17 protein-coding genes are annotated in these 26,107 nt (G+C 68.6%); 7 read left to right on the plus strand and 10 right to left on the minus strand.

The genetic code is table 11. The features are described from left to right. Positions 1 to 7: 7 nt before the first annotated feature. Positions 8 to 514, plus strand: coding sequence for a hypothetical protein (locus ACG00X_RS03200; protein WP_394486493.1), 507 nt, complete (start codon positions 8 to 10; stop codon positions 512 to 514). A 269-nt stretch (positions 515 to 783) separates the two neighbouring features. Here ACG00X_RS03200 and ACG00X_RS03205 read toward each other — a convergent pair whose 3' ends face one another. Beyond that, positions 784 to 2,367: an outer membrane protein assembly factor BamB family protein gene (locus ACG00X_RS03205; protein WP_394486494.1), complete on the minus strand. Its 1,584-nt coding sequence runs from the start codon at positions 2,365 to 2,367 to the stop codon at positions 784 to 786. Between the two features lie 174 nt (positions 2,368 to 2,541). Between ACG00X_RS03205 and ACG00X_RS03210 the strand changes: the two genes are divergently transcribed. Together ACG00X_RS03210 and ACG00X_RS03215 are read left to right on the plus strand one after the other, a co-directional pair. Then, the gene (locus ACG00X_RS03210) at positions 2,542 to 3,411 is read left to right on the plus strand and encodes an alpha/beta hydrolase (RefSeq protein ID WP_394486495.1); all 870 of its coding nucleotides are present in this window, start codon (positions 2,542 to 2,544) and stop codon (positions 3,409 to 3,411) included. Positions 3,412 to 3,443: 32 nt separating this feature from the next. After that, positions 3,444 to 4,439: an LLM class flavin-dependent oxidoreductase gene (locus ACG00X_RS03215; RefSeq protein WP_394486496.1), complete on the plus strand. Its 996-nt coding sequence runs from the start codon at positions 3,444 to 3,446 to the stop codon at positions 4,437 to 4,439. On the opposite strand, the gene ACG00X_RS03220 is transcribed toward ACG00X_RS03215, so the two are convergent. The 8 genes from ACG00X_RS03220 to cyoA are packed head-to-tail and all read right to left on the minus strand — an operon-like array spanning position 4,409 to position 12,526. Beyond that, positions 4,409 to 5,833 carry a chloride channel protein gene (locus tag ACG00X_RS03220; RefSeq protein ID WP_394486497.1) on the minus strand — a complete coding sequence of 475 codons (1,425 nt, stop codon included), beginning with the start codon at positions 5,831 to 5,833 and terminating at the stop codon, positions 4,409 to 4,411. The genes ACG00X_RS03215 and ACG00X_RS03220 overlap by 31 nt on opposite strands. A 21-nt stretch (positions 5,834 to 5,854) precedes the next feature. Continuing rightward, entirely contained in the window at positions 5,855 to 6,415 is a 561-nt protein-coding gene (locus ACG00X_RS03225; protein ID WP_394486499.1) for a response regulator transcription factor, read from the minus strand. Beyond that, positions 6,402 to 7,754: an ATP-binding protein gene (locus ACG00X_RS03230; RefSeq protein ID WP_394486501.1), complete on the minus strand. Its 1,353-nt coding sequence runs from the start codon at positions 7,752 to 7,754 to the stop codon at positions 6,402 to 6,404. The genes ACG00X_RS03225 and ACG00X_RS03230 overlap by 14 nt, the downstream gene beginning before the upstream one ends. Next, on the minus strand, positions 7,751 to 8,458 hold the full coding sequence (locus tag ACG00X_RS03235) for an SURF1 family protein (RefSeq protein WP_394486503.1): 708 nt from the start codon (positions 8,456 to 8,458) through the stop codon (positions 7,751 to 7,753). Before ACG00X_RS03235 ends, ACG00X_RS03230 begins: the two co-directional genes overlap by 4 nt. 7 nt (positions 8,459 to 8,465) lie before the next feature. Then, positions 8,466 to 8,858, minus strand: a complete 393-nt coding sequence (gene cyoD / locus ACG00X_RS03240) for a cytochrome o ubiquinol oxidase subunit IV (protein WP_394486504.1) — start codon at positions 8,856 to 8,858, stop codon at positions 8,466 to 8,468. Further along, positions 8,858 to 9,481, minus strand: coding sequence for a cytochrome o ubiquinol oxidase subunit III (cyoC, locus tag ACG00X_RS03245; protein ID WP_394486506.1), 624 nt, complete (start codon positions 9,479 to 9,481; stop codon positions 8,858 to 8,860). Before cyoC ends, cyoD begins: the two co-directional genes overlap by 1 nt. Positions 9,482 to 9,496: 15 nt before the next feature. Next, the gene (cyoB, locus tag ACG00X_RS03250) at positions 9,497 to 11,521 is read right to left on the minus strand and encodes a cytochrome o ubiquinol oxidase subunit I (RefSeq protein WP_394486508.1); all 2,025 of its coding nucleotides are present in this window, start codon (positions 11,519 to 11,521) and stop codon (positions 9,497 to 9,499) included. A 9-nt stretch (positions 11,522 to 11,530) separates the two neighbouring features. Further along, complete coding sequence (gene cyoA, locus ACG00X_RS03255) at positions 11,531 to 12,526, minus strand: ubiquinol oxidase subunit II (protein ID WP_394486510.1); 996 nt, start codon at positions 12,524 to 12,526, stop codon at positions 11,531 to 11,533. A gap of 195 nt (positions 12,527 to 12,721) precedes the next feature. On the opposite strand from cyoA, the gene ACG00X_RS03260 reads away from it, so the two are divergent. The 4 genes from ACG00X_RS03260 (at position 12,722) to ACG00X_RS03275 (ending at position 21,853) form a co-directional block, all read left to right on the plus strand. Next, on the plus strand, positions 12,722 to 14,053 hold the full coding sequence (locus tag ACG00X_RS03260) for an MFS transporter (protein WP_394486512.1): 1,332 nt from the start codon (positions 12,722 to 12,724) through the stop codon (positions 14,051 to 14,053). Between the two features lie 219 nt (positions 14,054 to 14,272). After that, positions 14,273 to 16,252 (plus strand): response regulator, encoded by a 1,980-nt coding sequence (locus ACG00X_RS03265; protein ID WP_394486513.1) that lies wholly within the window; start codon positions 14,273 to 14,275, stop codon positions 16,250 to 16,252. Between the two features lie 33 nt (positions 16,253 to 16,285). Further along, the gene (locus tag ACG00X_RS03270) at positions 16,286 to 21,088 is read left to right on the plus strand and encodes a PAS domain S-box protein (RefSeq protein ID WP_394486514.1); all 4,803 of its coding nucleotides are present in this window, start codon (positions 16,286 to 16,288) and stop codon (positions 21,086 to 21,088) included. 90 nt (positions 21,089 to 21,178) lie between these two features. Then, positions 21,179 to 21,853 carry a glutathione S-transferase family protein gene (locus ACG00X_RS03275; RefSeq protein ID WP_394486515.1) on the plus strand — a complete coding sequence of 225 codons (675 nt, stop codon included), beginning with the start codon at positions 21,179 to 21,181 and terminating at the stop codon, positions 21,851 to 21,853. Between the two features lie 125 nt (positions 21,854 to 21,978). Here ACG00X_RS03275 and purL read toward each other — a convergent pair whose 3' ends face one another. After that, on the minus strand, positions 21,979 to 25,962 hold the full coding sequence (purL, locus tag ACG00X_RS03280) for a phosphoribosylformylglycinamidine synthase (RefSeq protein WP_394486517.1): 3,984 nt from the start codon (positions 25,960 to 25,962) through the stop codon (positions 21,979 to 21,981). Positions 25,963 to 26,107: the final 145 nt, after the last annotated feature.

The following is a 26,107-nucleotide window of genomic DNA, read 5'->3' on the forward strand; positions in this document are numbered from 1 at the left end:
CCGCAACGTGACGACCTGCGCGCAGCAATTCGGAGCGGCAACGCCCTTCTCGCTTGAGAACGTCGCGTTGGCTTTTGCGTGCTTTGCAAAACCCGAGACTTACGTTGTTGGCGATCTGTATGAACCGGAGCGCCATGACTACGAGGAGATGCTCGGGGGACTTCCGCGTGAATTGCTTGAGGTCGCCAACTTTGGCACCGTGGCCTGGGGACCATTGCACGACCTGACGCCGCAGGCCACTGCGTATCTGCTGCCTCGGCTGATGGAGCTTGCATGCTCGCAAGCGCGCGACAAATCGGGCGATCTGTTCATGACGCACTTCGTTATGAACGTTTCTGAGGGCCCATCCTGCACAAGGTTTTCCTTGTTGACGCCCCATCACTGCGCCGCCGTCGCCGAATTCCTTGATCATCTTGCTGCCCAGCACGGCGCGCTCATTGAGCGCGATTGCCTTGACGATGTGCTTGCCGAGGGGCGACTGAATTGGCGATCGAACTCGGCGCAGAACGGGTGACCCGCTGGGCGCGCGGTCCGCAACTGGGTCGCGCAGATCCAAGGCGCGGCGCGCCCGTGTAGAGCATCGGGGGCCTGTCCGTCGCGGCATGAGAGCCACATCAAGACGGCCTACAGCGGTTGCCGGCGTTGTGGTGTGGGCCAGCCGAGGCACGTTGGCATCATCCGCGCCGCGTCGACAGCCACTGCATGAAGAAGACTGCTCCGCTGCTCGCCCTGCTGATTGCCGCGCCGGTGCTGCTCAGCCTGGTCGCCGGTAAGTTGCCGGCTCTACTTCAGCCGCACCGCCACCAGACGACCATCGCTCTCACTCGCCCCGGTCGCGATGTAAAGCGTCCGATCGGCTGAGATGGCCAGCATGCCAGGCGCCGCATAACTCCAAGCGGACTGCCGGGTTTTGAGGTCGATGGCGTACACGTTGCTGTTCGTGCTGACGAACAGATGCGTCCTCGTCAGCACCATATTGCGGTGAAAGCTGGTGTCCGAGGTGCCTGGCGCACTCCAGGTCCACAGCACCTTGCCAGTTGCCTCATCAATCGCGTCCAAGGCCATCGGGCTGTTACGGGCGGCGTAGATCACACCACCGCCCACCGCGGGTGCAGTCAGGTAGGCGCCAGCCGTTGACCACTCGTACTTCGCATCAGCGATGGAGAAGCTCGACAGCTTGCGCTGTTCGTAATGCTCGACGTTGGCGCTGGCCCGCCCGCTGAACGCGCCGCCCGCGAAGGAGATGACGTTGCCTCTTCCGCCCAGCACGGGCGCACCGTGGTAGTCGTAGCCAGACGACGATCCAAAGGGGTCGGCGATGCGGGCCTTCTCAGCTCCCGTGACCTTGTCGAACACGAACAGCGACGCACCGTCGTGGTGGTAGACCGACTGGCTGTCCACTGCGGGCGTGAACATGTCCCAGGTGCCCCCCGCCACGGCCGTCCATTTGAGACTGCCGTCGGTCGTGGAGAAGGCCTTGATCTCGCCGCCGTAGTAGCCGCTGCCTTGATAGACCTGATCGTCCACGACGGTCGGCGCCAGGAAATGCGGCCACTGCCCCGTGAAGGCCGATTTGTGCTGAAACGTGCCGGTGTTCAGGTCGAAGGCCCACAGGAAGGTCGCCTCATGGCCCGTAACCGCGGCATACACCTTGCCCGCGCCAATGGCCGGCGGATTGAAGGCCGGCGCGTTGCCCATGGACTGGAACCAGACTTCGGCGCCGGTCGCCTCGTTCAGCGCGTAGAGGCGGGCCTCGCTGAAATACACGTCCGTGGTCACATAAACCTTGCCGGCGCGGGTCACGACCGGGTTGATGCCGCCAATGGGGTCGGTGCTCGCAGGCCGCCGCCACTCCCAGGCTTTGCTGAACTTCGCCGGATTCAGCCGGATCGGCACCTCGCCGGAATGGCGGGCATTGCCTTGGTGCGTCTCCCAATCGGGAACGGTGCTGACGGTCACTTCATAGGGCAGGCTCACCGTTGAACTGAAAGGCTGGGCGCAGGCTGCGTCCTTACAGGCGCGCAACTCCAGCGTCCCGGTGTGCTTGCCCGCTGCCAACGCCGGTAGCGGCGCAACGCTGAGGCTGACGCTGTTGTCGGCATTGGCTGCCTGGACGGCAGGCAGGCTGAAGGTGGCGCCGGCGTCGCGCAGTTGCAGGTAGAGCGTTCCGGTGCCGGCGAAGCTCCAGCGGCCGTCGATCTTCAGCGCGAACTCATCGCCCACGGCCATGTCTTCCTTGAGAGCCGTGGTCGTGAGGGTCAGCTGGGGCTGAACATCCGGCGCGGGCGCGGCGCCGCCCCCACCGCCGCCACATCCCGCAAGGACGACCGCCAGGGCGCAGATTGCTGCCCATCCCACTACCTTCATCACTATCTTTCCCTGTGCATTGCTTGAACACGCGCGGCCGATCTTCCCGATCGCCGTCGGCGGCGGGGCGCAGTGTACGGATCCAGGAGAGCCCCCCGTGAGACATCGAAGCGGCAATATTTGCAACACCGGCGCGCCAGGGGGGCCGTTGCAGTGCGCCGCGATGATGTCGGCATGCGAACCATCCTGATCGCGGGCCTTGTGCTGCTGACCTTCACACTGAGTGCCAGCCTGCTCGCCGGCGAACTGCTGACGAGGCCGGCTCGTGTCAGCATCGGCGCCCCCTCACCCGACTTGGGCGCGGAAGCCGTCCGCATCACCGATGGCAACGGCCAGCAACTCGCCGGCTGGTTCGTGCCCGGCCGCGCTGGCGAAGGCGCTGTGCTGATGCTGCATGGCGTGCGCGGCAACCGGCTGCAGATGCTGGCGCGCGCCCGCTGGCTGCAGCGCGAAGGCATCGCCAGCCTCATCGTGGATCTGCCGTCGCACGGCGAGAGCAGTGGCGAGCGCATCTCGTTTGGCCGCCACGAGGCGGCCGGTGCCGACGCCGCGCTGGCCTGGCTGCGGCAACGCGTGCCGGGCGAGAAGGTCGGCGCCATCGGCGTGTCGCTGGGCGGCGCGTCGCTGCTGTTCGCCGAGCGACGGCCCGAGCTGGACGCGCTGGTGCTGGAGTCGGTCTACCCGACCATCAACGATGCGGTGCAGGACCGGCTGTCGATGCGGCTGGGCACTGTCACGGGCCATGCGCTGGCGCCCTTGCTGCTCGCGCAAATCCCGCTGCGGCTGGGTTTCAGTGCCGAGCGGCTGCGCCCCGTCGACGCCATCGCCCAGGTGCGCGCACCGCTGATCGTGGCGTCAGGCACCGCGGACCTGCACACGCGCTGGCCCGAGACCGAGGCGCTGTTCGCCGCAGCCCATGCGCCCAAAGCCTTGTGGCCGGTGCCGGGTGCGGCGCACGTGGACCTGCACGACTTCGATGCCGCAGCCTACGAAGCGCGGCTGGCCCCCTGGCTGCACGCACAGTTGCGCAAGCCCCCGCCCTGACAGGGTCAAGCCCGGCTGGGCAAGATGTCGACATGACTGCCCTGCCCCCGCTTTCCATCCTTGACCTGGCCCCCGTCGTCGAGGGCTCGACGACCCGCGACGCGCTGCTGAACAGCCTGGACCTGGTGCGCCTGGCGGATGAACTCGGCTACCAGCGCTACTGGGTGGCCGAGCACCACAACATGGAAGGTGTGGCCAGCTCGGCCACGGCGGTGTTGATCGGGCAACTGGCGGCCGCGTCGCGGCGCATCCGCGTCGGCGCGGGCGGCATCATGCTGCCCAACCATGCGCCGCTGACGATTGCCGAGCAGTTCGGCACGCTGGCCGAGCTGTTCCCCGGCCGCATCGACCTGGGACTGGGCCGCGCACCGGGCACCGACCGGGCGACGATGCGCGCACTGCGCCGCAGCCTGGAGACCAGCGGCGAAGACGCCTTCCCGAGCGACGTGCTGGAGCTGCAGGCCTTCCTCGCCAGCGGCGACGGCCAGGCCGCCGTGCGCGCGGTGCCGGGCCAGGGCACCGAGGTGCCGCTGTGGCTGCTGGGCTCCAGCCTCTATGGCGCGCAGCTGGCGGCCTATCTGGGCCTGCCGTTCGCGTTCGCGTCGCACTTCGCGCCCGACATGCTGATGCAGGCGCTGCAGATTTACCGCGCGACCTACCAGCCCAGTGCGCGGCATCCGAAGTCGTACGCGATGGTCGGCCTGAACGTGGTGGTGGCGCCGACCGACGACGAAGCCCGCCGGCTGTTCACGTCGGTGCAGCAGCGCTTCCTGGGCATGGTGCGCGGGCAGCGCGGCAAGCTGCCGCCGCCGGTGACGGGCATGGCCGGCCTGTGGACGCCCGCCGAGGAGTTGCAGGTGCAGCGCATGCTCGCCGAATCCATCGTCGGCTCGCCGCAGACTGTGCGCGCCGGCCTGGCCGCCACGGCGGAACGCACGGGTGCCGACGAATTCATCGTCGCCTGCGCGGTGCACGACCACGCCGCGCGCCGCCGCTCCTACGAGCTGCTCGCCGCGCTGGCGGGCTGAGCCTCGTCGTCGGCCCGCTCGCCCGCCCCCGGCTCTCCGGGCTCCTCGGGCTCTTCTGGCGGTGCGGCCGGCAACCGCCCAAGCTGCACCGCAGCGAGCGCGGCGTACAGCGGCGGCGACATCAGCCGCGACACGCCGCTGGCGACCAGCGCGCAAGCCATGAGGCTCAGCACCATCGCATGGCCGTCGACCATCTCCATGACGATGATGAAAGCCGTCAGCGGCGCCTGCGTCGTGGCGGCCAGAAAACCGGCCATGCCGAGGGCGATCAGTGCCGGGGCATGGCTGGCGTCCAGCCCGCTGAAGCGCGCGACGTCGGCACCCCAGGCCGCGCCGATGGACAGCGACGGCGCAAAGATGCCGGCCGGCACGCCCGCCCAGGTCGTCAGCCAGGTCGCCACCAGTTTGAGCGGCGCGAACAGCCAGGCGGGCTCCGCGCCGGCCGTCGCTTCGGTGCCGCGCAGCAAGGCCTGCGTGTGCTCGTAGCCGCCACCGAACGCGGCGCCGGCCGTCACCACCCCGATGATGGCCACGACAAGGCCGCAGCCCGCCGCAAAGGCCAGCGGCCGCCGGCTGCGCCAGCGCGACAGGCGGCCCGGCTCGGGGGCCGCGAGGCTGGACACCAGCAGCCGCGAGAACAGCCCGCCCAGCACGCCGCAGCCCAGCGCCAGCAGCAGCGCCGGCCACCACAGCGCAGCCGTCAGCTCCACGACATGGATGACGCCGAAGTAGGTGCCGTTGCCGTAGAACGAGACACCCACGAGGCCGGCCAGCACGATGCCGGCAATCAACAGGCCGGAGCTGCGCTGCTCGGGACGACGCGTCAGCTCCTCGATGGCAAACATCACGCCGCCCAGCGGGGTGTTGAAGGCCGCCGCGATACCGGCCGCACCGCCCGCCGCCAGCAAGCCTTGCGGGCTGACCGCTGCCCCCGCCGGCAGCCAGTGCCGCGCGGCATGCATGACGCCAGCGGCCACCTGCACGGACGGGCCCTCGCGCCCCAGCGACAGCCCGCCGAGCAGCCCGCCCGCGGTCAGCCACACCTTGGCGCAGGCCAGCCGCAACGAGACGAAGAGATGCCGCTGCCCGGCGGGCACGGTAGGGTCCAGCGCGGCCATGACCTGCGGGATGCCCGAGCCCGCCGCGCCTGGCCACCAACGGCGCGTGGCATGGACGATGACGACGGTGCACAGTGGCGTCCAGACCAGCGGCGCCCACCAGCAGGCCTCACGCCCGCGCGAGAAGAGCGCCAGCGCCGATTCGCCCAGCCACGTGAAGAACAAGACCGTGAGGCCGGCCAGCGCCGCGAACAGGATGACCACCGCTCGCGTCAGCCACAGCCGCCAGTCCGACAGCTCACGCTGGAATCGGGGAAGCGGGTCGTGGCGCTGCATGGGGCTCCTTGCTGACGTTCGCTACTTGATGCGCTGCTTCTCGAGCTTGCGCGCCAGCGTGCGGCGGTGCATGCCCAGGCGCCTGGCGGTCTCGCTGATGTTGAAGCCCGTCTCGGCCAGCACCTCGTGGATGCGCTCCCACTCCAGCGTCTTGATCGAGGCCGTCTGGCGCTCGGTGACTTCCACCGCCGCATCACCCTGGCGGCGCGCGAAGGCAGCCTCGATGTCGTCGGTGTTGGCCGGCTTGGCGAGGTAGTGGCAGGCGCCCAGCTTGATGGCCTCCACCGCCGTGGCGATGCTGGCATAGCCGGTCAGCACGACGATGAGCACCTCCGGGTCCCAGCCGCTGAGCGCCTGCACGCAGGCCAGGCCAGAGGCGCCACCCGCGAGCTTCAGGTCGACGACCGCGTGACCCAGCTCCTCGTCCTCGGGCAGCTCGTCGAGCAGGTTCTTCATGTCGTCCAGGCCGGTGGCGCGCAACACGCGCCAGCCACGGCGCTCGAACGAACGGGTCAGGGTACGGGCGAAGCTGTCGTCGTCTTCGACGATGAGCAGCAGGCGGTCGTCTTCAGAGACGGGCATCGGAGCGGAGATCGGCACCTCCGGATTGTCGGGGCAGCAGCGATGCCAGCGGCAACGTGAGGCTGACTTCCGCCCCGCCACCCTCGCGGTTGTGCGCCTGCAGCCGGCCGCCCAGCGTGCGGGCGACGTTGACCGACAGGAACAGCCCCATGCCGCGCCCGGGCTGGCCTTTGCTGCTCTGGTAGGGCTCGCCGAAGTGCTTGAGCCGGTGCGCGTCGAAGCCGGGGCCGTCGTCGAGCACGCTGAGCGCCAGCGTGTGCTCGTCGGGGCAGGCGGCGCGCAAGGTCAGCGGCGTGCCGGGCGCGGCCTCGGCGGCGTTGTCCAGCAGGTTGCCAACGACCTGCTGCAGCGCGCTGTCGGCCACGATGGCGATGTTGGGCAGGTCATCCTTGCGCACGTTCAGCGTGGCCGCGGGGCGCGTGAGGCGCCAGCGGGCGGCCAGTTCGTCGATGAAGCCTTCCAGCGGCGTGAGCTGCGGCGCCTCGCCGCGCATCTCGCCGGCCGACATCAGGATGCCGGTGACGATGGCCTTGCAGCGCAGGATCTGGCGCTGCATCTCGTCGATCTCCTCGCGCAGTTCGGGCTCGGCCGCGAATGGCGCCATGTGCGCCCAGTCGCCGAGGATGACGCTGAGCGTCGCCAGCGGCGTGCCGAGTTCGTGCGCGGCGCCGCTGGCCAGCAGGCCCATGCGCACGATGTGCATCTCCTCGGCGGCGCGCTGCTGCAGCGCGGCGAGCTCGGCATCGCGCTGGCGCAGGTTGCGGTTGATGCGCACGATGAAGATCGTCAGCAGCCCCACGTTGAGCAGAAAGCACATCAACAGGCCGCCCAGGTAGTTGGGCGACAGCGTCGTGGGCGACGTCGGGTCCAGCACCAGCGGGCGGTGCCATTGCGTCAGCACGACGAAGCCGGAGATCGTGCTGAGCACGATGGCCCCCAGGTAGGCCGGGCTGAGCAGCACCGACGCGACGGCGACCTGCAGCAGGTAGAGATAGATGAACGGGTTGTCGCTGCCGCCGGCGAGGTAGAGCTGTCCCGTCAGCACGCCCACGTCGACCAGCAGCGCGACGCACAGCTCCAGCTGCGACACCGGCTGCGTGAGCCGGTTGCGCCAGATGCTGAACAGGTTGAAGGCGACGAGGATGCCCAGCAGGCTGATCATCTCGGCCCAGGGCAGCGCCAGGCCCAGCGCCGCGTGCACGACGAGCACGGTGGCCAATTGCCCGCCAACGGCGAGCCAGCGCAGCTCGATGAGCTGGCGCAGATTGGCGCGGCCGGCGCGGCGCTCGGGCGCGGCGTCGACAGGCTCGGCAGTGACGGGCGTGGAAAAGAGGTTCAAGCGGGCACCCGGCGGCGTTCCTCGCGCACCAGATAACCCGCGGCCGCAGCCGCCATGGCCGCGAGCGCCAGCCAGGTGGCGGCGTAGACGGCGTGATTGTTGGTGAAACGCACCACCGTCAGCCCCGGGCGCGGCCAGCGCTGTGGCTGAGCGGCATCAGCCGCCTCGTCGACGAAATATGGCGCGACGGGCCCGGCCAGCGCCAGCTGCGCGACGATGCCCGCGACATCACGGGAATACCAGCGCCCTTCGGCGGGCACATTGGCACGCAGCGGGCCGCCGCCGGTTTCGGTGAGTCTGAGCAGCCCGATCAAGGCCACCGGGCCGCTGGGCGCCGCATGCTGGGCGGGTGCGCGTTGCTCCGGCGGCACGAAGCCGCGGTTCACAAGCACGGTGCTGCCGTCGTCCAGACGCAGTGGCGCCAACACCCAATGACCACCGCCCAGCTCGGTGGTTGCCTGCACAAGCACTTCGCGCGGCTCGAAGCTGCCGTGCAGCCACAGGCGGCGGTATTCGTCGTCCTTGGTGACGGCAGCGCCTGGCGGCGGTGGCGCGACTGGCTCCGCCTTCAGACGCGCCTCGACGCGTGCCATCAGATCCAGTTTCCAGCCCAGGCGCTGGACCTGCCAGGCCGCCAGCGCCAGGAAAGCGACGCTGGCAAGCGCCGCGCTGACGATCAAGGCGATTCGCGCGGCGCGACCCATGCCAGGTTCAGGGCATGTTGCGCATGGCTGCCGGGTCGGGCGTCGGCATCATGTTGGCGTTCATGTGATACATGACCCACACCGAGCCGGCCAGCATGATGACCACGAGCGCGACCGTGAACAGCAGCGCGAGCAGCGACCAGCCGCCTTCGACCTTGGCGTTCATGTGCAGGAAGTACACCATGTGCACCACCATCTGCACGGCCGCGAAGCCGAGGATGACGAGGCCGGTCATCTGCGGCGTGGGCAGCACCTTGCCCATGACCAGCCAGAACGGGATGGCGGTCAGGATGACGGACAGGATGAAGCCGGTCGCGTAGCCCTTGTAGCTGACGTGGAAGTCTTCCTCGCCGTCGAGGTGGTCGTCGTGAGCGTGGTGTGCGTGAGAAGAGCCAGCCATCACAGCACTCCCATGAGATAGACGAAGGTGAAGACGCCGATCCAGACGACGTCCAGGAAGTGCCAGAACATCGACAGGCACATCAGGCGGCGGCGGTTGGCCGGCGTCAGGCCCAGCTTGTTGACCTGGAACATCAGCGTGACGAGCCAGATGCAGCCGAAGGTGACGTGCAGGCCGTGCGTACCCACCAGCGTGAAGAAGCTGGACAGGAAGGCGCTGCGGCCCGGGCCCGCGCCCTCATGGATGAGGTGGTGGAACTCGTACAGCTCGATGCCCAGGAAGCCGAGACCGAACAGCCCCGTGATGGCCAGCCAGGCGAGCAGCTGGTTCTTCTTGCGGGCCTGCATCGCGATCATTGCGAAGCCATAGGTGATGGACGAGCACAGCAGCAGCGCGGTGTTGATGGCCACGAGCGGCAGGTCGAACAGGTCGGCGCCCGAGGGGCCGGCCGCGTAGGAGCGGCCCAGCACGGCGTAGACGGCGAACAGCACCGCGAAGATGAGGCAGTCGCTCATCAGGTAGAGCCAGAAGCCCAGCATGGTGCTGTTGGGCGGGTGGTGCTCACCGGCGCGGTCGTAATAGACCGGCGCGCCGTTCACGTGCGTAGCAACGGTTGCAGTCATGTCAGGGTCTCCCGATCAGGCGCCGGCGGCCAGGGCGCGCGTGCGGGCGTCCTCGCTGCGGGTCACCGCGTCGGCCTGGATGTGGTAGTCGCGGTTGTAGTTGAAGGTATGGACGATGGACGCGATGACGACCGCCAGCAGGCCCAGCGCCGCCAGGATGTACATGTGCCAGATCAGCGCGAAGCCCATCGCCGTGGCCAGCATGCCGATGACGAAGCCGGCGCCGGTGTTCTTGGGCATGTGGATGGCCACGAAGCCGGTCGTCGGACGCTCGATGCCGCGCTGCTTCATGTCGTGCCAGGCGTCCATTTCATGGGCGATGGGCGTGAACGCGAAGTTGTAGTCAGGCGGCGGCGAAGCCGTCGACCATTCCAGCGTGCGGCCACCCCAGATGTCGCCCGTCGTGTCGGCCAGTTGCTTGCGGCGCAGCACGCTGACGGCGATCTGCACCAGGAACGCGCCGATGCCCAGCGCGATGATGCCGGCGCCGATGGCGGCCGTGACGAAGTACGGCTGCAGCGTCATGTCGTCGAAGTGGCTGACGCGACGCGTGATGCCCATCAGGCCCAGCACGTACAGCGGCGTGAAGGCCACCCAGAAGCCGATGAACCAGCACCAGAACGACACCTTGCCCCAGAAGGCATCGAGGCGGAAGCCGAAGGCCTTCGGGAACCAGTAGTTGATGCCGGCGAACACGCCGAACACCACGCCGCCGATGATGACGTTGTGGAAGTGCGCGATCAGGAACAGGCTGTTGTGCAGCACGAAGTCGGCCGCTGGCACGGCCAGCAGCACGCCGGTCATGCCGCCGACGACGAAGGTCACCATGAAGCCGACCGTCCACAGCATGGGCACTTCGAACTTGATGCGGCCACGGTACATCGTGAACAGCCAGTTGAAGATCTTCGCGCCCGTCGGGATCGAGATGATCATCGTCGTGATGCCGAAGAAGCTGTTCACGCTGGCGCCGGAGCCCATCGTGAAGAAGTGGTGCAGCCAGACGAGGTAGGACAGGATCGTGATGACGACCGTGGCGTAGACCATGGACGCATAGCCAAACAGCTTCTTGCGGCTGAACGTGGACACGACTTCCGAGAAGATGCCGAAGATCGGCAGCACCAGGATGTAGACCTCAGGGTGGCCCCAGATCCAGATCAGGTTCACGTACAGCATGGCGTTGCCGCCGAGGTCGTTCGTGAAGAAGTTGGTGCCGAGGTAGCGGTCGGCGGTCAGCAGCGCCAGCGTGGCGGCCAGCACCGGGAAGGTGGCGACGATCAGCACGTTGGTGCACAGCGACGTCCACGTGAAGACGGGCATCTTCATCAACGTCATGCCGGGCGCGCGCATCTTGATGATGGTCGCGATCAGGTTGATGCCTGACAACGTCGTCCCGACACCGGCGATCTGCAATGACCACAAGTAGTAGTCGACGCCCACGTCGGGGCTGGCCATCAGGCCGGACAGCGGCGGATAGGCCAGCCAGCCGGTCTTGGCGAATTCGCCGATGAACAGCGACAGCATCACGAGCACCGCGCCGCCGGCCGTCATCCAGAAGCTGAAGTTGTTCAGGAACGGGAAGGCGACGTCACGGGCACCGATCTGCAGCGGCACGACGTAGTTCATGAAGCCCGTCACGAATGGCATCGCGACGAAGAAGATCATGATGACGCCGTGGGCCGTGAAGACCTGGTCGTAGTGGTGCGGCGGCAGGAAGCCGGCGCTGTCACCGAAGGCCATCGCCTGGTGCGCACGCATCATCAGCGCGTCGGCAAAGCCGCGCAGCAGCATCACCACGCCGAGCAGCATGTACATGATGCCGATCTTCTTGTGGTCGATGCTGGTGAGCCAGTCACGCCACAGGTAGCCCCAGAGGCGGAACTTGGTGATCAGCGCCAGCACCAGCGCGCCACCCAGCGCGACGGCGATGAACGTGGCGACGAGGATGGGCTCGTGCAGGGGCAGCGCATCCCAGCCGAGGCGGCCGAGGATGGGGTGGAGCTGATCGGCAGCCTGGTGCTGCGCAACGATGGGATTGGACATGGGTCGGACTCAGTTCTTCTGCGCAGCGGTCTCGGCGGAGGTGCCGGCCTGCGCCAGGCCCAGCGGATTGGTCGGCGTGCAAAGCGCTGCCACGACGGTGCGCTCGCGAGCGGCGCCGTCGGCGTCACGCCAGGCGCTGCGCATCGTGCCCGCCACGCCACCCTTGCCGGCGCCGCCAGCGGCGTCGATGGCCATCATCTGGCTGGAGCACATCTTCTTGCCGTCGACGCAGCGGTCGACGATGGCGCCCCACAGACCCGGCTCCACACTGGCGAAGCGCTGGATGGGGTCCTTGGTGCTGGGCTGCTCGAGCTTGAGGTAGTCGGCACGCGTCAGCGTGTTGCCGCCAGCCTTGTTGCTTTCCACCCATTGCGCGAACTGCTCGTCGCTCAGGCCGTGGAACTTGAAGCGCATGTCGGAGAAGCCGGCGCCGCTGTACTGCGCGGACATGCCGTCGTAGATGCCCGCCTTGTTGATGACCGCGTGCAGTTGCGTCTGCATGCCGGGCATCGCGTAGATCATGCCAGCCAAGGCCGGCACGTAGAACGTGTTCATGACCGACGTCGACGTGAAGTGGAAGTGGATCGGACGATCCACCGGCGCCGCCAGTTCGTTGACCAGTGCCACGCCCTGCTCGGGATAGATGAACAGCCACTTCCAGTCCATCGCGACCGCGTAGACCTGCAGCGGCTTCACGTCGGCGGCGAGCGGCTTGTCTTCGGAGATGCGATCCAGCGGGCGGAACGGGTCCAGCTTGTGCGTGCTGATCCAGGTGATCGCGCCCAGCGCGATGATGATCAGCAGCGGTGCGCCCCAGATGACCAGCTCCAAGCGCGTGGAGTGATCCCAGTCGGGCGCGTAAGTGGCTTCCGTGTTGGACTGCCGGTATCGGTACGCGAAGAACAGCGTCAGCGCGATCACCGGAACGATGATCAGCAACATCAGCAACGTCGACGTGACGATGAGGTTGGCCTGCTGCTGGGCGATGTCGCCATGCGGCTTCATCACGATCCCGTTGCAGCCACACAAAGCGACGCTGGCTGACACAGCCAGGACGCGAGAGAGGAGAGACTTGTTGAGGTACATCCGGTCTAACGCGCGAGGGTTAACGATCTTGCACGTGGGGCTGGAATGTAAGTTGATTGAGCCAAATCAACGAGTGGACATTTTGTCCCAGGCAACGACGGAGACAAGACCATCATGACCTCCAGCAGTACGCTCAAGACACCTCAGTCCGGCCCTCTGAACAGCCAAACCGACGAGGAACTGGCTCCCGGCGACATCGCCGTGGGCGTGATCATCGGCCGTGCGTCGGAATATTTCGACTTTTTTGTTTTCGGCATCGCGTCGGTGCTCGTCTTCCCGCACGTGTTCTTCCCGTTCGCGGAAGACCGCTTGACCGGCACGATCTATGCTTTCCTCGTGTTTGCGCTGGCCTTCGTCGTGCGCCCGGTCGGCACGCTGATCGGCATGGAGATCCAGCGCCGCTTCGGTCGCTCGGCCAAGCTGACGAGTGCGTTGTTCCTGCTGGGTTGCTCCACCGTTGGCATGGGCTTGCTGCCCACCTACGGGGAAGCCGGCCAGACGGCCATCGTGCTGCTCGCGCTGTGCCGCATCGGCCAGGGCCTGGCGCTCGGTGGCTCCTGGGACGGCCTGCCCTCGCTGCTGGCCTTGAACGCCCCGCCTGACCGGCGCGGCTGGTACGCCATGCTGGGCCAACTGGGCGCGCCCCTTGGGTTTTTCGTCGCGTCCAGCGTGTTCCTGTACGTGATGGGCAGCCTGGACCCGCGTGACTTCCTGACCTGGGGCTGGCGCTTCCCGTTCTTCACCGCCTTCGCGATCAACGTGGTGGCGCTGTTCGCCCGGCTGCGCCTGGTCGTCACGCACGAATACGAGAAGCGCATGGAAGAGCACGAGCTCGATCCCGCCCACCTCGGTGAGCTGCTGCCTGCGCAAGGCCACCACATCGTCATCGGCGCCTTCGCGGCGCTGGCCAGCTACGCCCTCTTCCACCTCGTGAGCGTCTTTCCGCTGTCGTGGATTGCGCTGTTCTCCGCGCAGAGCGTTGGTGATTTCATGAAGATGGAGTTGCTGGGCGCCGCCTTCGCCGCCGCGGCGATGCCAATGTCCGGCCTGATCGCCGACAAGATCGGCCGTCGCAGCTTCCTGGGCACGCTGGCCATCGCGATCGGCGTGTTCGCCCTGTTCGCCCCGTTGATGCTGGGCGGCGGCAAGCCCGGGCAGGCGGCCTTCATCCTGATCGGCTTCGTGCTGCTGGGCCTGTCCTACGGCCAGTCGGCCGGCTCGGTCACGTCCAACTTCCTACCGCACTTCCGCTACACCGGTGCGGCGCTTACGGCGGACATGGCCTGGCTGCTCGGCGCGGCGTTCGCGCCGGTGGTGGCGCTGTACCTGTCGTCCCGCTTCGGGCTGGTGTCGCTCAGCGTCTACCTGCTGTCGGGCGTGGTGTGCACGCTGGTTGCGCTGCGCGTGAACAAGCGGCTGCGCACCGCCGCCGTCGTGCAAGACTGATCGCCTAGCCGAATTCGATCGGAGGCCGCAAGGCCCGCAGCCTTGGTTGTGGGCGGCAACGCAACGGCTCGGACACACCGGCGCCGTTCGGGCCGCGGCCCTCTGTCCCGCTCGACAACGCCAGGTTTAGGATGGCTTCGCGGCACGACGAGACCGGTCAGGGCCTCTCGCCCCCAAGCCGGCCGTCCCACGATGCCGCCATTGGAAGGGGGCATGGTCATGAAGTCTTCAGCACCCACATTGCTGCTGGTGGACGACGACGCGACGTCGCTGCGCGTGCTCAGTCGCATGCTGTCGGCCTACCCGGATCAACGGCTGGCGACATCGGGCGAGCAGGCCCTGCAACTGGCCCGAAGCTGCCACCCCGACCTGATGCTCATCGACATGCAGATGCCAGGCATGTCGGGCGTGCAGTTGTGCGCCCAGTTGAAGGGCGACCCGCAGCTGGCCCGGGTGCCGGTGCTGTTCGTGACCAGTGACGACACCGAAGAGACCCGGCTTGAGGCCTTGCAGCTCGGCGCGGCGGGCTACCTGACCAAGCCCGTGCAGGCCGAGCAGCTGCAAGCCCGCGTGGCGGCGATGCTGCGCGATTCAGCGTTGCTGGAGCAGGCCAAGACCGCCGTGGCTGCCAGCGGTGAAGACGCCCTGCCGCCGCACAGCGGCCCCTCGCGCCTGCTCGTCGTCGACGATGACGTCGGCGCGCTGGAGCTGCTGCGCCACACGCTGCGTGGCATCGGCGAGGTGCGTGCGGTGCAGAACGGCGAGACGGCGCTGAGCATCCTCGACGCCTGGCAGCCCGATCTGGTGCTGGTGGACGCGCGCATGCAGGGCATGGACGGCTTCGAGCTGTGCCGGCGTGTGCGGGCCGACCACCGGCTTCGCCACGTGCCCGTCATCTTCGTCACGCGGCTCGCGGACGTGCATTACGAGGCGCAGGCCCTGGAGGTCGGCGCGGCAGAGTTCATCACCAAGCCTTACTCGCCCGCCATCCTCAAGGCGCGCGTGCGCAACCTGCTGGAGCTCAAGCACCGCACGGACCTGGAGCTGGCCGCCGCAGCGTCCCAGGGGCAGCGGCTGACGGCGGACCGTCTGCGGGCCGTCATCGACGGCGCCTCCGACGCGATCATCACGGTGAATGCATCAGGCCATGTCGCGCTGATGAATGCCGCAGCCGGCCGACTGCTCGGCATCGACCACCGCACGGCGCCCGGCCTGGCCGCCGCCGAGCTGCTGGGCAATAGGCTGCCCGACGTGGACCTGGCGGCACCCAGCATGGCACGCCGGGCCGAGCTGGTGCGCCCCGGCCAGGACCCGCTGCCGACCGAGGTATCGGTCTCGATGGTGGGCGACGACGCCTTGCGCCTGACAACCTTGATGATCCGCGACCTGAGCGACCGCGAGCGGCTGGCCGCGGAGTCGCAGGCCCGCGCCGCTGCGGAAGCGGCGAACCGCACCAAGGCCTTGATGATGTCCTACGTGGCGCACGAGATCGGCAATCCGCTGAACTGCATCCTCGGCTTTGCGCAGTTGCTGGCCCATGACACGGTCAACCTGCTGACGCCCGTGCAGGCGCACCGCTTGAAGATGATCGAGGCCGGCTGCATGCAGCTGAGTTCGCTGATGCAGGACCTGCGCGATCTCGGTCACTTCGAGCTGGGCAGGCTCTCGGTGAACAGCGAGCCCACGGATGCCGTCGCAACGACGCTCTCGGCACTGCAGACCACGTCGGCACTGGCCCAGCAGGCCGAGGTCGTGCTGGGCCACACCGTGGAGGATGGCGCCCACACGCTGACGCTGGCCGACGAGAACCGGCTGCGGCAGTGCCTCATCAACCTCATCAGCAACGCGGTCAAGTACAACAAGCCCGACGGCCATGTGGATATCGCGCTGCGCAACCGCGGCGGCATGCTGGAAATCGCCGTGGCCGACACCGGCATGGGCATGAACGAGGAGCAGATTGCGCAGCTGTACGAGCCCTTCAACCGGCTCGGCCGCCAGGGCTCGGGCATCGTCGGCTCGGGCCTGGGGCTGTATGTCACGCGGCAGCTGATCGAGGCGATGGGGGGCCAGTTGGCCGTCACGAGCGAGGTGGGCGTGGGCAGCTGCTTCACGGTTCAGCTGCGCCTTGCCGCAGATGCGGCCGCCCCGGCGGGTGACCTGCTCGACGTCGATGTTGCCGCCCAAGGTCGCGCCGCGTGATCGCCGGGTCGCGTCAAGGCTAGCGGAGCGACCGTGCCTCGGAGACAGCGAGCCTGGCGGGTCGGCGGCGGGACCTACGCGGCGGCGGCACTGCTGTTGGGGGCGCTGCTCACCTGGGTGGCCGCGACACTGCAGACGCAGGCGAATGCACGTGAGCGGGACCGACAGCTGGACGCCTTGTCGCACGAGGCCGTGGCCCAGGTCAGCGCCCGCATGCGCCGATACGAATACGGTTTGCGCGGCGCGCGTGGCGCCATCATCGCGGCCGGCGCCGACCGCATCACGCGCGAGGACTTCTGGCACTACTCGCAGACGCGACAGATCGAATCGGAATTCCCCGGCGCGCGTGGTTTCGGCTTCATCCGGCGGGTGACCGAGGCGCAGGAGCCCGCCTTCGTCGCCGCGGCACGCCGCGACGGCGCGCCCGACTTCCGAATCCGCCAGTTTTCTGCCCATGCGGGTGATCGCTACGTCATCCAGTACATCGAGCCGCAAGCGCTCAATGAACAAGCCGTCGGGCTGGACATCGCATCGGAAGCCGCACGCCGCGAGGCCGCCGACCGCGCCGTGCGCGACGGGCGCGCCGTGCTGACGCGGCCGATCACGCTCGCGCAGGTCACCGGCAAGGTCAGCCAGTCCTTCCTGCTGCTGCTGCCCATCTATCGGACGGTCGCCATGCCCTCGACGGCCGCTGCGCGCGAGGCGGAATCGCTGGGCTGGTCCTACGCGCCGCTCACGACGAGCGAGGTGCTCGCGGATCTCGACCTGCAGCGCCAGCGCTACGACCTGACGCTCACCGACGTGACCGATGGCATCACCGACGCCGCGCCGTTCTACACCACGGCGGGGCCGGCCGGCGCCAAGCCTGCCGCCGAATGGGCCCGGCAGGCGCCGGTCGATGTGTTCGGGCGCACCTGGCTCGCACAAGTGCAGGCGCGCCCGTCGTTCATCCAGGCGCTGCAGTTGCGCCCGCCCGCCGAGCTGATGCTGGAAGGTGGCGCAGCGACGGCGCTCTTCACGATGCTGGCCTGGTTCTACGGTCAGGCGCGCGCCAAGCGCCGCGCCGAGCTGTTCGAACATGAGCGGCGTGCCGCGATGGTGGAGACGGCCGCCGACGCTTTCATCGCGGTCTCGCTGGATGGTCGCATCACGTCGTGGAATGCCGCAGCCGAGCAGATGTTCGGCTATCGACGCGACGAAGCGCTGGGCCAGACGCTGCAGCAGCTGCTGATGGCCCCCAACGACCCGGACGACACGGAGCAGACGCTGGAGCAGATCCGCCAGGGCGCGCCCGTGCTGACCTACGACACCACCCGTCGCACGCGCGACGGCCACGCGCTGGACGTGGCCATTTCCGTCGCGCCGATGCGCGACGAGAACGGCAGCGTGGTCGGCATGGTCAAGACCATGCGCGACATCAGTGCGGCCAAGCAGGCCGAGCGCGGCCTGCAGCGGCTCACGGCAGAGCTCGAAGCCAAGGTCATCGAGCGCACCGCCGGCCTCGAGGCCGCACGAAGAGACCTGCGCAACATCCTCGACGCGCTGCCGTCCGTGGTGGGCTACTGGGACCAGAACCTCCACAACCGCTTCGCCAACCACGCCTACGAGACGTGGTTCGGCCAACGCGCCCGGCGGCTGGCGGACAAGACGCTGGGGGATCTGCTTGGCCCGGCGCTGTATGCCCAGTGCCGCCCCCACATCGACGCCGCGCTGCGCGGCGAGCCCCAGTCCTTCGAGCTGAGCCTGCCGCGGCCGGACGGCCTGGGCCCGCGACAGGCGCTCGCGCACTACCTGCCGGACATCGTCGATGGCCGCGTGCACGGCTTCTACGAGCTGATGCACGACGTGACCGAGCTGAAGGAGAGCCAGCAGCAGGCGGCCGCTGCGCTGCGCGACAACGCCTTCCTGCTCGACACCATCCGTCATCACGCCATCATGTCGGTGACCGACCGCGACGGCGTCATCACCGACGCCAACGACGCCTTCTGCGCGATGGCCGGCTACGCCCGCGAGGAACTCATCGGCCAGACACACCGCCTCGTCAACTCGGGCACGCAAGGCAGCGAGTTCTGGCCCGACGTGTGGCGCACCATTTCCGCGGGCGTCGCATGGCGTGGCGAGGTCTGCAACCGCGCCAGGGATGGCTCGCTGCATTGGCTGGACAGCGTGATCGCGCCGTTCGTCGGCTCCGATGGGCAGGTCGACCGGTACATCTCGATCCGCTTCGACATCACCGCCCGCAAGCAGGCGGTGGCGGAACTGCAGGCCACGCACGAGCGCCTGTCGCTGGCCACCGACGCCGCCCACATGGGCGTGTGGGAGCTGGCGCCGGACAGCGGCGCGCTCACCTGGGACGCCCACATGCACCAGCTCTACGGCCAAGACCCGGCCACCGCCGCGCCCAGCCTCGACGACTGGCTGGCGCGTGTCCACCCGGCGGATGTTCAGCAACTGCGCGAGCTGCTGGCGCACTGCGCGGCCAATGGCGACAGCGTCGAGGCGGACTTCCGCATCATCCGCGCCGACGGCACCACCCGCCACATCCGGGCCGCCGCCAAGGCCGATCGCCACGCCTCGGGCGCGGCACTGCGCGTCATCGGCGTGAACTGGGACGTCACCGAGCGCAAGCGCGCGGAGATGGTGCTGGCCGAGACCACATCGCTGCTGCGCACGGTGCTGGCCTCGGCGACCGACATCTCCATCATCGCCACCGACCCCGGCTTCACGATCCGCGTGTTCAACCAAGGGGCCGAGAACCTGCTCGGCTACCGCAGCGCCGACGTCGTGGGCCAGGCCTCGCCGGCCTTGATCCACCTGCCCGACGAGATCCGCGAGCGTGCCCGCGAGCTGAGCGCCACGCTGGGGCGCGTCGTGCGCGGTGGCGACTACTTCCGCGAGCCCGCCACGCACGGCCAGCCGCATGAATGGCATTACCGCCGCAAGGATGGCAGCACCGTCGCCGTGTCGCTGACCGTGACGGCGATGCGCGACGAAGTCCGCGGCCTGCTGGGCTACCTGGGCGTGGCGCGCGACATCAGCGCGCAGAAGCGCCACGAGGAGGCACTGGTCGATGCCAAGGCCGCCGCCGAGCAGGCCAACCTGGCCAAGAGCCAGTTCCTGGCCAACATGAGTCACGAGATCCGCACCCCGATGAACGCCGTCATCGGGCTGAGCTATCTGCTGGAGCAGACCCGGCTTGACGCCTACCAGAGCGAGCTGCTGACCAAGATCGCCCACGCCAGCAAAGGCCTGCTGGGCGTCATCAACGACGTGCTGGACCTCTCCAAGATCGAGGCCGGCGAGCTGGGCATCTCGCTGCAGCCCTTCTCGCCCGGTGACCTGCTCGTCTACTTGACCGACGTGCTGCGTGTGCAGGCCAGCACCAAGGGCGTGTCGCTCGAGCTCGCGGTGGCCTGCGCGCTGCCGGAGATGGTCGTTGGCGACTCGCTGCGCGTGAACCAGGTCCTCACCAACCTGCTGGGCAATGCCGTCAAGTTCACGAATGCTGGCAGCGTGCGGCTGGTGGTGGACCATGCCGCCGCGGCCACGGCAGACATCCGCCTGCGCTTCGAGGTCCACGACACGGGCATCGGCATCGCGCCCGAGGCCTTGCAGCACCTGTTCCAACCCTTCGCCCAGGCAGACGGCTCCATCACGCGCCGCTTCGGCGGCACGGGCCTCGGGCTGTCCATCGTCAAGCAGCTGACCGAGTTGATGGGCGGCACGCTGGGTGTGGAGAGCGTGCCTGGCATCGGCAGCACCTTCTGGGTGGAACTGCCCTTCACCTTGGCCGACGCGGCCACGCTGCAGAAGACGGCCGCCGCGGCGCCGCCCAGCGACCCGCAGGCCCTGGCGGGCATGCGCATCCTCGTCGTGGACGACAGCGAGATCAATCTGGAAGTCGCCAAGCGCATCCTGGAGGGCGTGGGCGCCCGTGTGGCGCTGGCCGCCGACGGCAAGGAAGCCGTCGAGCGCCTGCGTCTGGACCCGGACGGCTGCGACCTCGTGCTGATGGACATCCACATGCCCGTCATGGACGGCATGACCGCCACGCGGCTGATCCGCCAGCAGCTTGGCCTGCGCCGCCTGCCCATCGTCGCGCTGACGGCCGGCGCCTTGGCCAGCCAGCGCACCGAGGCCCGCCACGCCGGCATGAACGACTTCATCACCAAGCCCTTCGCGCCGGCCGATGTCATCGACTGCATCGCCCGGCTCGTGGGCCGGCCCGCCACCCTGCGAGGCGGCGGCACCGGCCGGCCGCCGCCGGCTGGCTGGCCCGACATCGACGGCATCGACGCCGCCGCAGTCGCCGAGCGCGTCGACGGCGACCTGGACCTGTTCCGAACGCTGTTGCGGCACTTGCTGGCCGAGTTCGAGTCCCTGCCTGCGCCGCCAGCGGACGCCGCAGGCGAGCTCGGCGCACTGGCGCGCCGCCTGCACAAGCTGCGCGGCAGCGCCGGCAACACCGGCGCCACCCGCGTGCAGGCCAGCGCCACACGCGCCGAGCAAGCCTGTCTGCGCGGCGAGCTGACCATGGCGACGCAGGAAATTGCGGCCGTGAACCAGGACCTGCAGGCCTTGCGACAGGCCGCCTCGGCCTGGCTGCATGACGAACCACCGCCCGCGCCCGTGGCAGCACAGCCATGGGACGAGGCCCGACTGGCCGAGTTGATGGCGCTGCTGGGCCAGCAGCACATCGGCGCCATCGACTGCTTCGAAGCCATCGCCCCAGCCCTGCACGAGCGGCTCGGTGGTGATCGCTTCGACCGGCTGCGCGAACACATCGATCAACTGCAGTTCGCGCAGGCCGCCATGCTGCTGCAACACCTCACCTGATGCGAGACGCCGCTGCCGTGCGGCAGCGCTTTAATTTCCAGAGCTGGACATCTTTATAGACTTGGCCGGAACGGAACTGAAAGGCGCACCGTGTCGCTGACGCTGCATTACCACCCGCTGTCCTCCCATTGCTGGAAGCTGCTGATCGCGCTGGACGAGCTCGGCCTGCCCTTCGAGCCCCGGATCGTGAATCTGGGCCACCCGGCCGAACGAGCAGCCTATGCCGCGCTATGGCCAACCGCCAAGATCCCGCTGCTGGTGGACGGCGACCGCGTCATCCCCGAGACGACCATCCAGCTCGAATACCTCGACCACCACCACGGCGGCGCCGCTCGCCTGCTGCCCGACGGGTTCGATGCACAGCAGCAGGTGCGGCTATGGGAGCGCTTGTTCGACGCCTACGTCATGCACCCCATGCAGCGCTACATCGCGCAGCAGCTGCGCCCCGAGGCCCAGCGCGACGCGATCGAGCAGGCGGAGGTCGGCCGCACGCTGGCCATGGCTTACGACATGATCGAGCAGCGCCGCGGCCCCCACACCTGGGCGGCGGCAGACAGCTTCAGCATGGCCGACTGCACGGCCGCCCCGGCGCTGTTCTACGCCACCACCATCCTGCCGCTGACCGACCGCCACCGCGGGCTGCAGGCCTACGTCGACCGCCTGCTGGCGCGGCCGTCCGTGGCCCGAACGCTCGAACAGGCCCGTCCCTTCTTCCGCTACTACCCGCTGCACCATGCCCTCCCCGCCCGCTTCCGCGACGGCTGACGGCAAGGGACGCCAAGGCAGCATCCGCGTCGCGGATCACCGTGGCGTTCGCGGACGCGCCGCGTGGATCGGGACCCAAGAAGGCCCCGATCGGCGGCTGCTCGAAGTGAACGCCGCTTAACCGCTTAACCGAGCGCCTTGCGCGCGTTCTGGAACATGCGCAGCCACGGGCTGTGCTCGCTCTTGTCGCCCGAGGTCCAGCTCATCAGCACGTTGCGGAACACGCGCTCCGGATGCGGCATCAGTGCGGTGAAGCGGCCATCGGCCGTCGTCACCGACGTCAGGCCGCCCGGGCTGCCGTTGGGGTTGAACGGGTAGGCCTCGGTGGCTGCACCGTGGTTGTCCACGAAGCGCATGGCGGCGATGGCCTTGGATGCATCCCCCTGGCGCGCGAAATTCGCGAAGCCCTCGCCGTGCGCGACGGCGATGGGCAGGCGGCTACCGGCCATGCCCTGGAAGAACACGCTGGGCGACGCCAGCACTTCCACCATCGACAGGCGGGCCTCGAACTGCTCGCTCTGGTTGCGCGTGAAGCGCGGCCAGGCGTCGGCACCCGGGATGATGGGCGCGAGCGCGGCCAGCATCTGGCAGCCGTTGCAAACGCCCAGCGCCAGCGTGTCCGGGCGCGCGAAGAAGGCGCGGAACTGCTCGGCCAGCACCGGGTTGAACATGATGGAGCGCGCCCAGCCCTCGCCGGCACCCAGCGTATCGCCGTAGCTGAAGCCGCCGCAGGCGACGAAGGCCGCAAAGCCGTCCAGCTTGACCGCGCCGCTTTGCAGGTCGCTCATGTGCACGTCGAAGCTGTCGAAGCCGCCCAGCGACATCGCATAGGCCATCTCGACATGCGAGTTGACGCCCTGCTCGCGCAGGATGGCGACCTTGGGCCTGGCGCCCGTGCTGACGAACGGCGCTTGCGGCGTGAACGTCAGGTGCACGTGCATGCCGGGGTCGTCGGCCCGGCCGGCAGCGGCGTGTTCGGCGGCAGCGCAGGCCGGGTTGTCACGCAGCTGGGCGATGCGGGAGCTCACCTCGTCCCAGGTCTGCTGCAGCGTCGTGAGATCGGCGCCGAGGACCTTCTTCGCATCGCGCCAGACTTCCATCTGCCGCGTCGCGTTGGGCTTGGCGACGACATGCGAATGCTTGGACAGGCCGTGCGCGCGCAGCACCTGCATGACGGCGTCACGGTCGGCCGCGCGCACCTGGATCAGCGCGCCCAGCTCTTCGTTGAACAGCGCCCGCAGCGTCAGCTCGTCGCGGCGGCCGCTGACCTGGGCGGCCCAGTTCTTGGAGTCACCCATGTCGGCACGGCTGTCGCTGATGCCGTCGCCCTCGGTGACGAGCATGTCGATGTTCAGGCTCAGGCCGGTCTGGCCCGCAAACGCCATCTCGCAAGCCGCCGCCCACAGGCCGCCGTCGGAGCGGTCGTGGTAGGCCAGCAGCTTGCCCGCGGCGCGCAGCTCGTTGATGGCGTTGACCATGGCCACCAACTGCTGCGGGTCGTCCAGGTCCGGCACGTCGGCGCCGAACTGGTTCAGCGTCTGCGCGAGGATGGAGCCGGCCATGCGGTGCTTGCCCTGGCCCAGGTCGATCAGGATGGCGCAGGAGTCCTCGCCCTGCCCAAGCGTCTGCCATTGGGGCGTCAGCGTGCCGCGCACGTCGGCGATGCTGGCGAAGGCCGAGACGATCAGCGACACGGGGGCGGTGACCTGGTTGGCGTCCCACTTGGTGCGCATCGACAGCGAATCCTTGCCCACCGGGATGGAGATGCCCAGCGCCGGGCACAGCTCCATGCCAACCGCCTTCACGGTGTCGAACAGCGCGGCGTCCTCGCCGGGCTCGCCGCAGGCGGCCATCCAGTTGGCGCTGAGCTTCACGCGGGCGAGCTCGATGGGCGCGGCCAGCAGGTTGGTGATGGCCTCGGCCACCGCCATGCGGCCCGAGGCCGGCGCGTCGACGGCCGCCAGCGGCGTGCGCTCGCCCATGCTCATGGCCTCGCCGGCAAAGCCCTTGAAGTCGGCCAGCGTGACGGCGCAGTCCGCCACCGGCACCTGCCACGGGCCCACCATCTGGTCACGGTGATTCAGGCCGCCCACGGTGCGGTCGCCGATGGTGACGAGAAAGCGCTTGCTGGCCACGGTCGGGTGGCGAAGCACGTCGAAGGCGGCCTTGTCCAGCGCCACCCCGTTCAGGTCCAGCGTGCCGCCGCTGCGCGCCACGCGCCTGACGTCGCGGGTCATCTTGGGCGGCTTGCCGAGCAGCACGTCCATCGGCATGTCGATGGGATGGTCGTCGCCGGACTGTTCGTCGACCAGCTTCAGGTCGCGCTCTTCGGTCACGACGCCCACGACCGCGAATGGGCAGCGCTCGCGCTCGCACATCGCGGCAAAGCGATCCAGGCTGTCCGGCGCGATGGCCAGCACATAGCGCTCCTGGCTCTCGTTGCACCAGATTTCCTTCGGCGCCAGGCCCGACTCTTCCAGCGGCACCTTGCGCAGATCAAAACGCGCGCCACGGCCGGCGTCGTTCACCAGCTCGGGGAAGGCGTTGGAGATGCCGCCCGCGCCCACGTCGTGGATGGCCAGCACCGGGTTCTCGGCGCCGAGGCCCCAGCAGTGGTTGATGACCTCCTGCGCCCGGCGTTCGATCTCCGGGTTGCCGCGCTGCACGGAGTCAAAGTCCAGGTCGGCCGTGTTCGTGCCGGCCGCCATCGACGACGCGGCGCTGCCGCCCATGCCGATGCGCATGCCCGGGCCACCGAGCTGGATCAACAGCGAGCCGGCGGGGAATTCGATCTTCTTCGTCAGGTCCGCGCGGATGGCTCCCAGGCCACCGGCGATCATGATGGGCTTGTGATAGCCACGGCGCACGCCGTCCACGGTCTGCTCGTAGACGCGGAAGTAGCCGCCGAGGTTGGGCCGGCCGAACTCGTTGTTGAACGCAGCGCCACCCAGCGGCCCGTCCACCATGATCTGCAGCGCCGACGCGATGTGCGCGGGCTTGCCGACGGGGTTCTGCTCCCAGGGCTCGGCCAGGCCGGGCAGGTGCAGGTTGGACACCGAGAAGCCCGTCAGGCCCGCCTTGGGCTTGGCGCCGCGGCCGGTGGCGCCTTCGTCGCGGATCTCGCCGCCCGCACCGGTGGACGCGCCCGGATGAGGCGAGATGGCCGTCGGGTGGTTGTGCGTCTCCACCTTCATCAGCACCTGGGCCTGCTCGGCCCGCGCGACATAGGGCGCGCCCGCCTGCGGCGCCGGCATCCAGCGCTCGATGGCATGGCCTTCCATGACGGCCGCGTTGTCCGAGTAGGCAATGACCGTGTGCTGGGGGCTCAGCTTCTCGGTGTTGCGGATCATGCCGAACAGCGACAGCGGCTGCGCTTCGCCATCGACGACGAAGCTCGCGTTGAAGATCTTGTGGCGGCAGTGCTCGCTGTTGGCCTGCGCGAACATCATCAGCTCCACGTCGCTGGGGTTGCGGCCCAGCTTCTTGAAGTTGGTCTCCAGGTAGTCGATCTCGTCGGCCGACAGCGCCAGGCCGAACTCGACGTTGGCCTTCTCCAGCGCGGCGCGGCCGGCGCCCAACACGTCCACATGGGCCAGCGGTTCGGCCGTGCGTTCGTCGAACAGGTGAGCGGTGTCCTCGCGCTTGAAGCACGCCGACTCGGTCATGCGGTCGTGCAGCAGCGCAGCGCAGGCGGCCAGCTCGTCCTGGTGCAGCGGCTTGGCACCGCCCAAAGCGCCCAGCAGGCCCGACTTGGTGGCGATGCGGTATTCAACGACACGCTCCACCCGCTTGAGCGTGAAACCGCAGTTGCGGGCGATGTCAGTGGCCTTGGACGCCCAGGGGCTGACCGTGCCAAAGCGCGGCGTGACGACGATGAGCTCACCTTCTGCGCCGGCCACCGCGGGCTCGCCGTAGGTCAGCAGCGCGGCGAAGCGCTCACGCGTGCCGGCGTCCAGCGCGGCGTCGGTCCAGACCCAGTGCACGGCACGGGCGCTGATGCCGGTGATACGGGCACTGACCTCTTTCAGCCGGGCAAGCAAGGCCTGGGCACGGAAGTCGGAAAGGGCGTTGCCGCCCTCGAAATGGGTCAGATGCGGAGTCAGGGCCATGGAATCCGGGGAGGCTGGGCGCGGCGCGGGGCCGCGGTTCTCTGGAGGCACCACCCCGGGGCGAAGGGGCGGCGTGCGGGCGCCCGGGATTCTACTGAGGCCCTGCGCGTGGGGCACCGACCGAGATGCGACCGATCGAGGCGCG

It is taken from the genome of Pelomonas nitida (assembly GCF_043555975.1).
GTDB lineage: Bacteria > Pseudomonadota > Gammaproteobacteria > Burkholderiales > Burkholderiaceae_C > Pelomonas > Pelomonas nitida.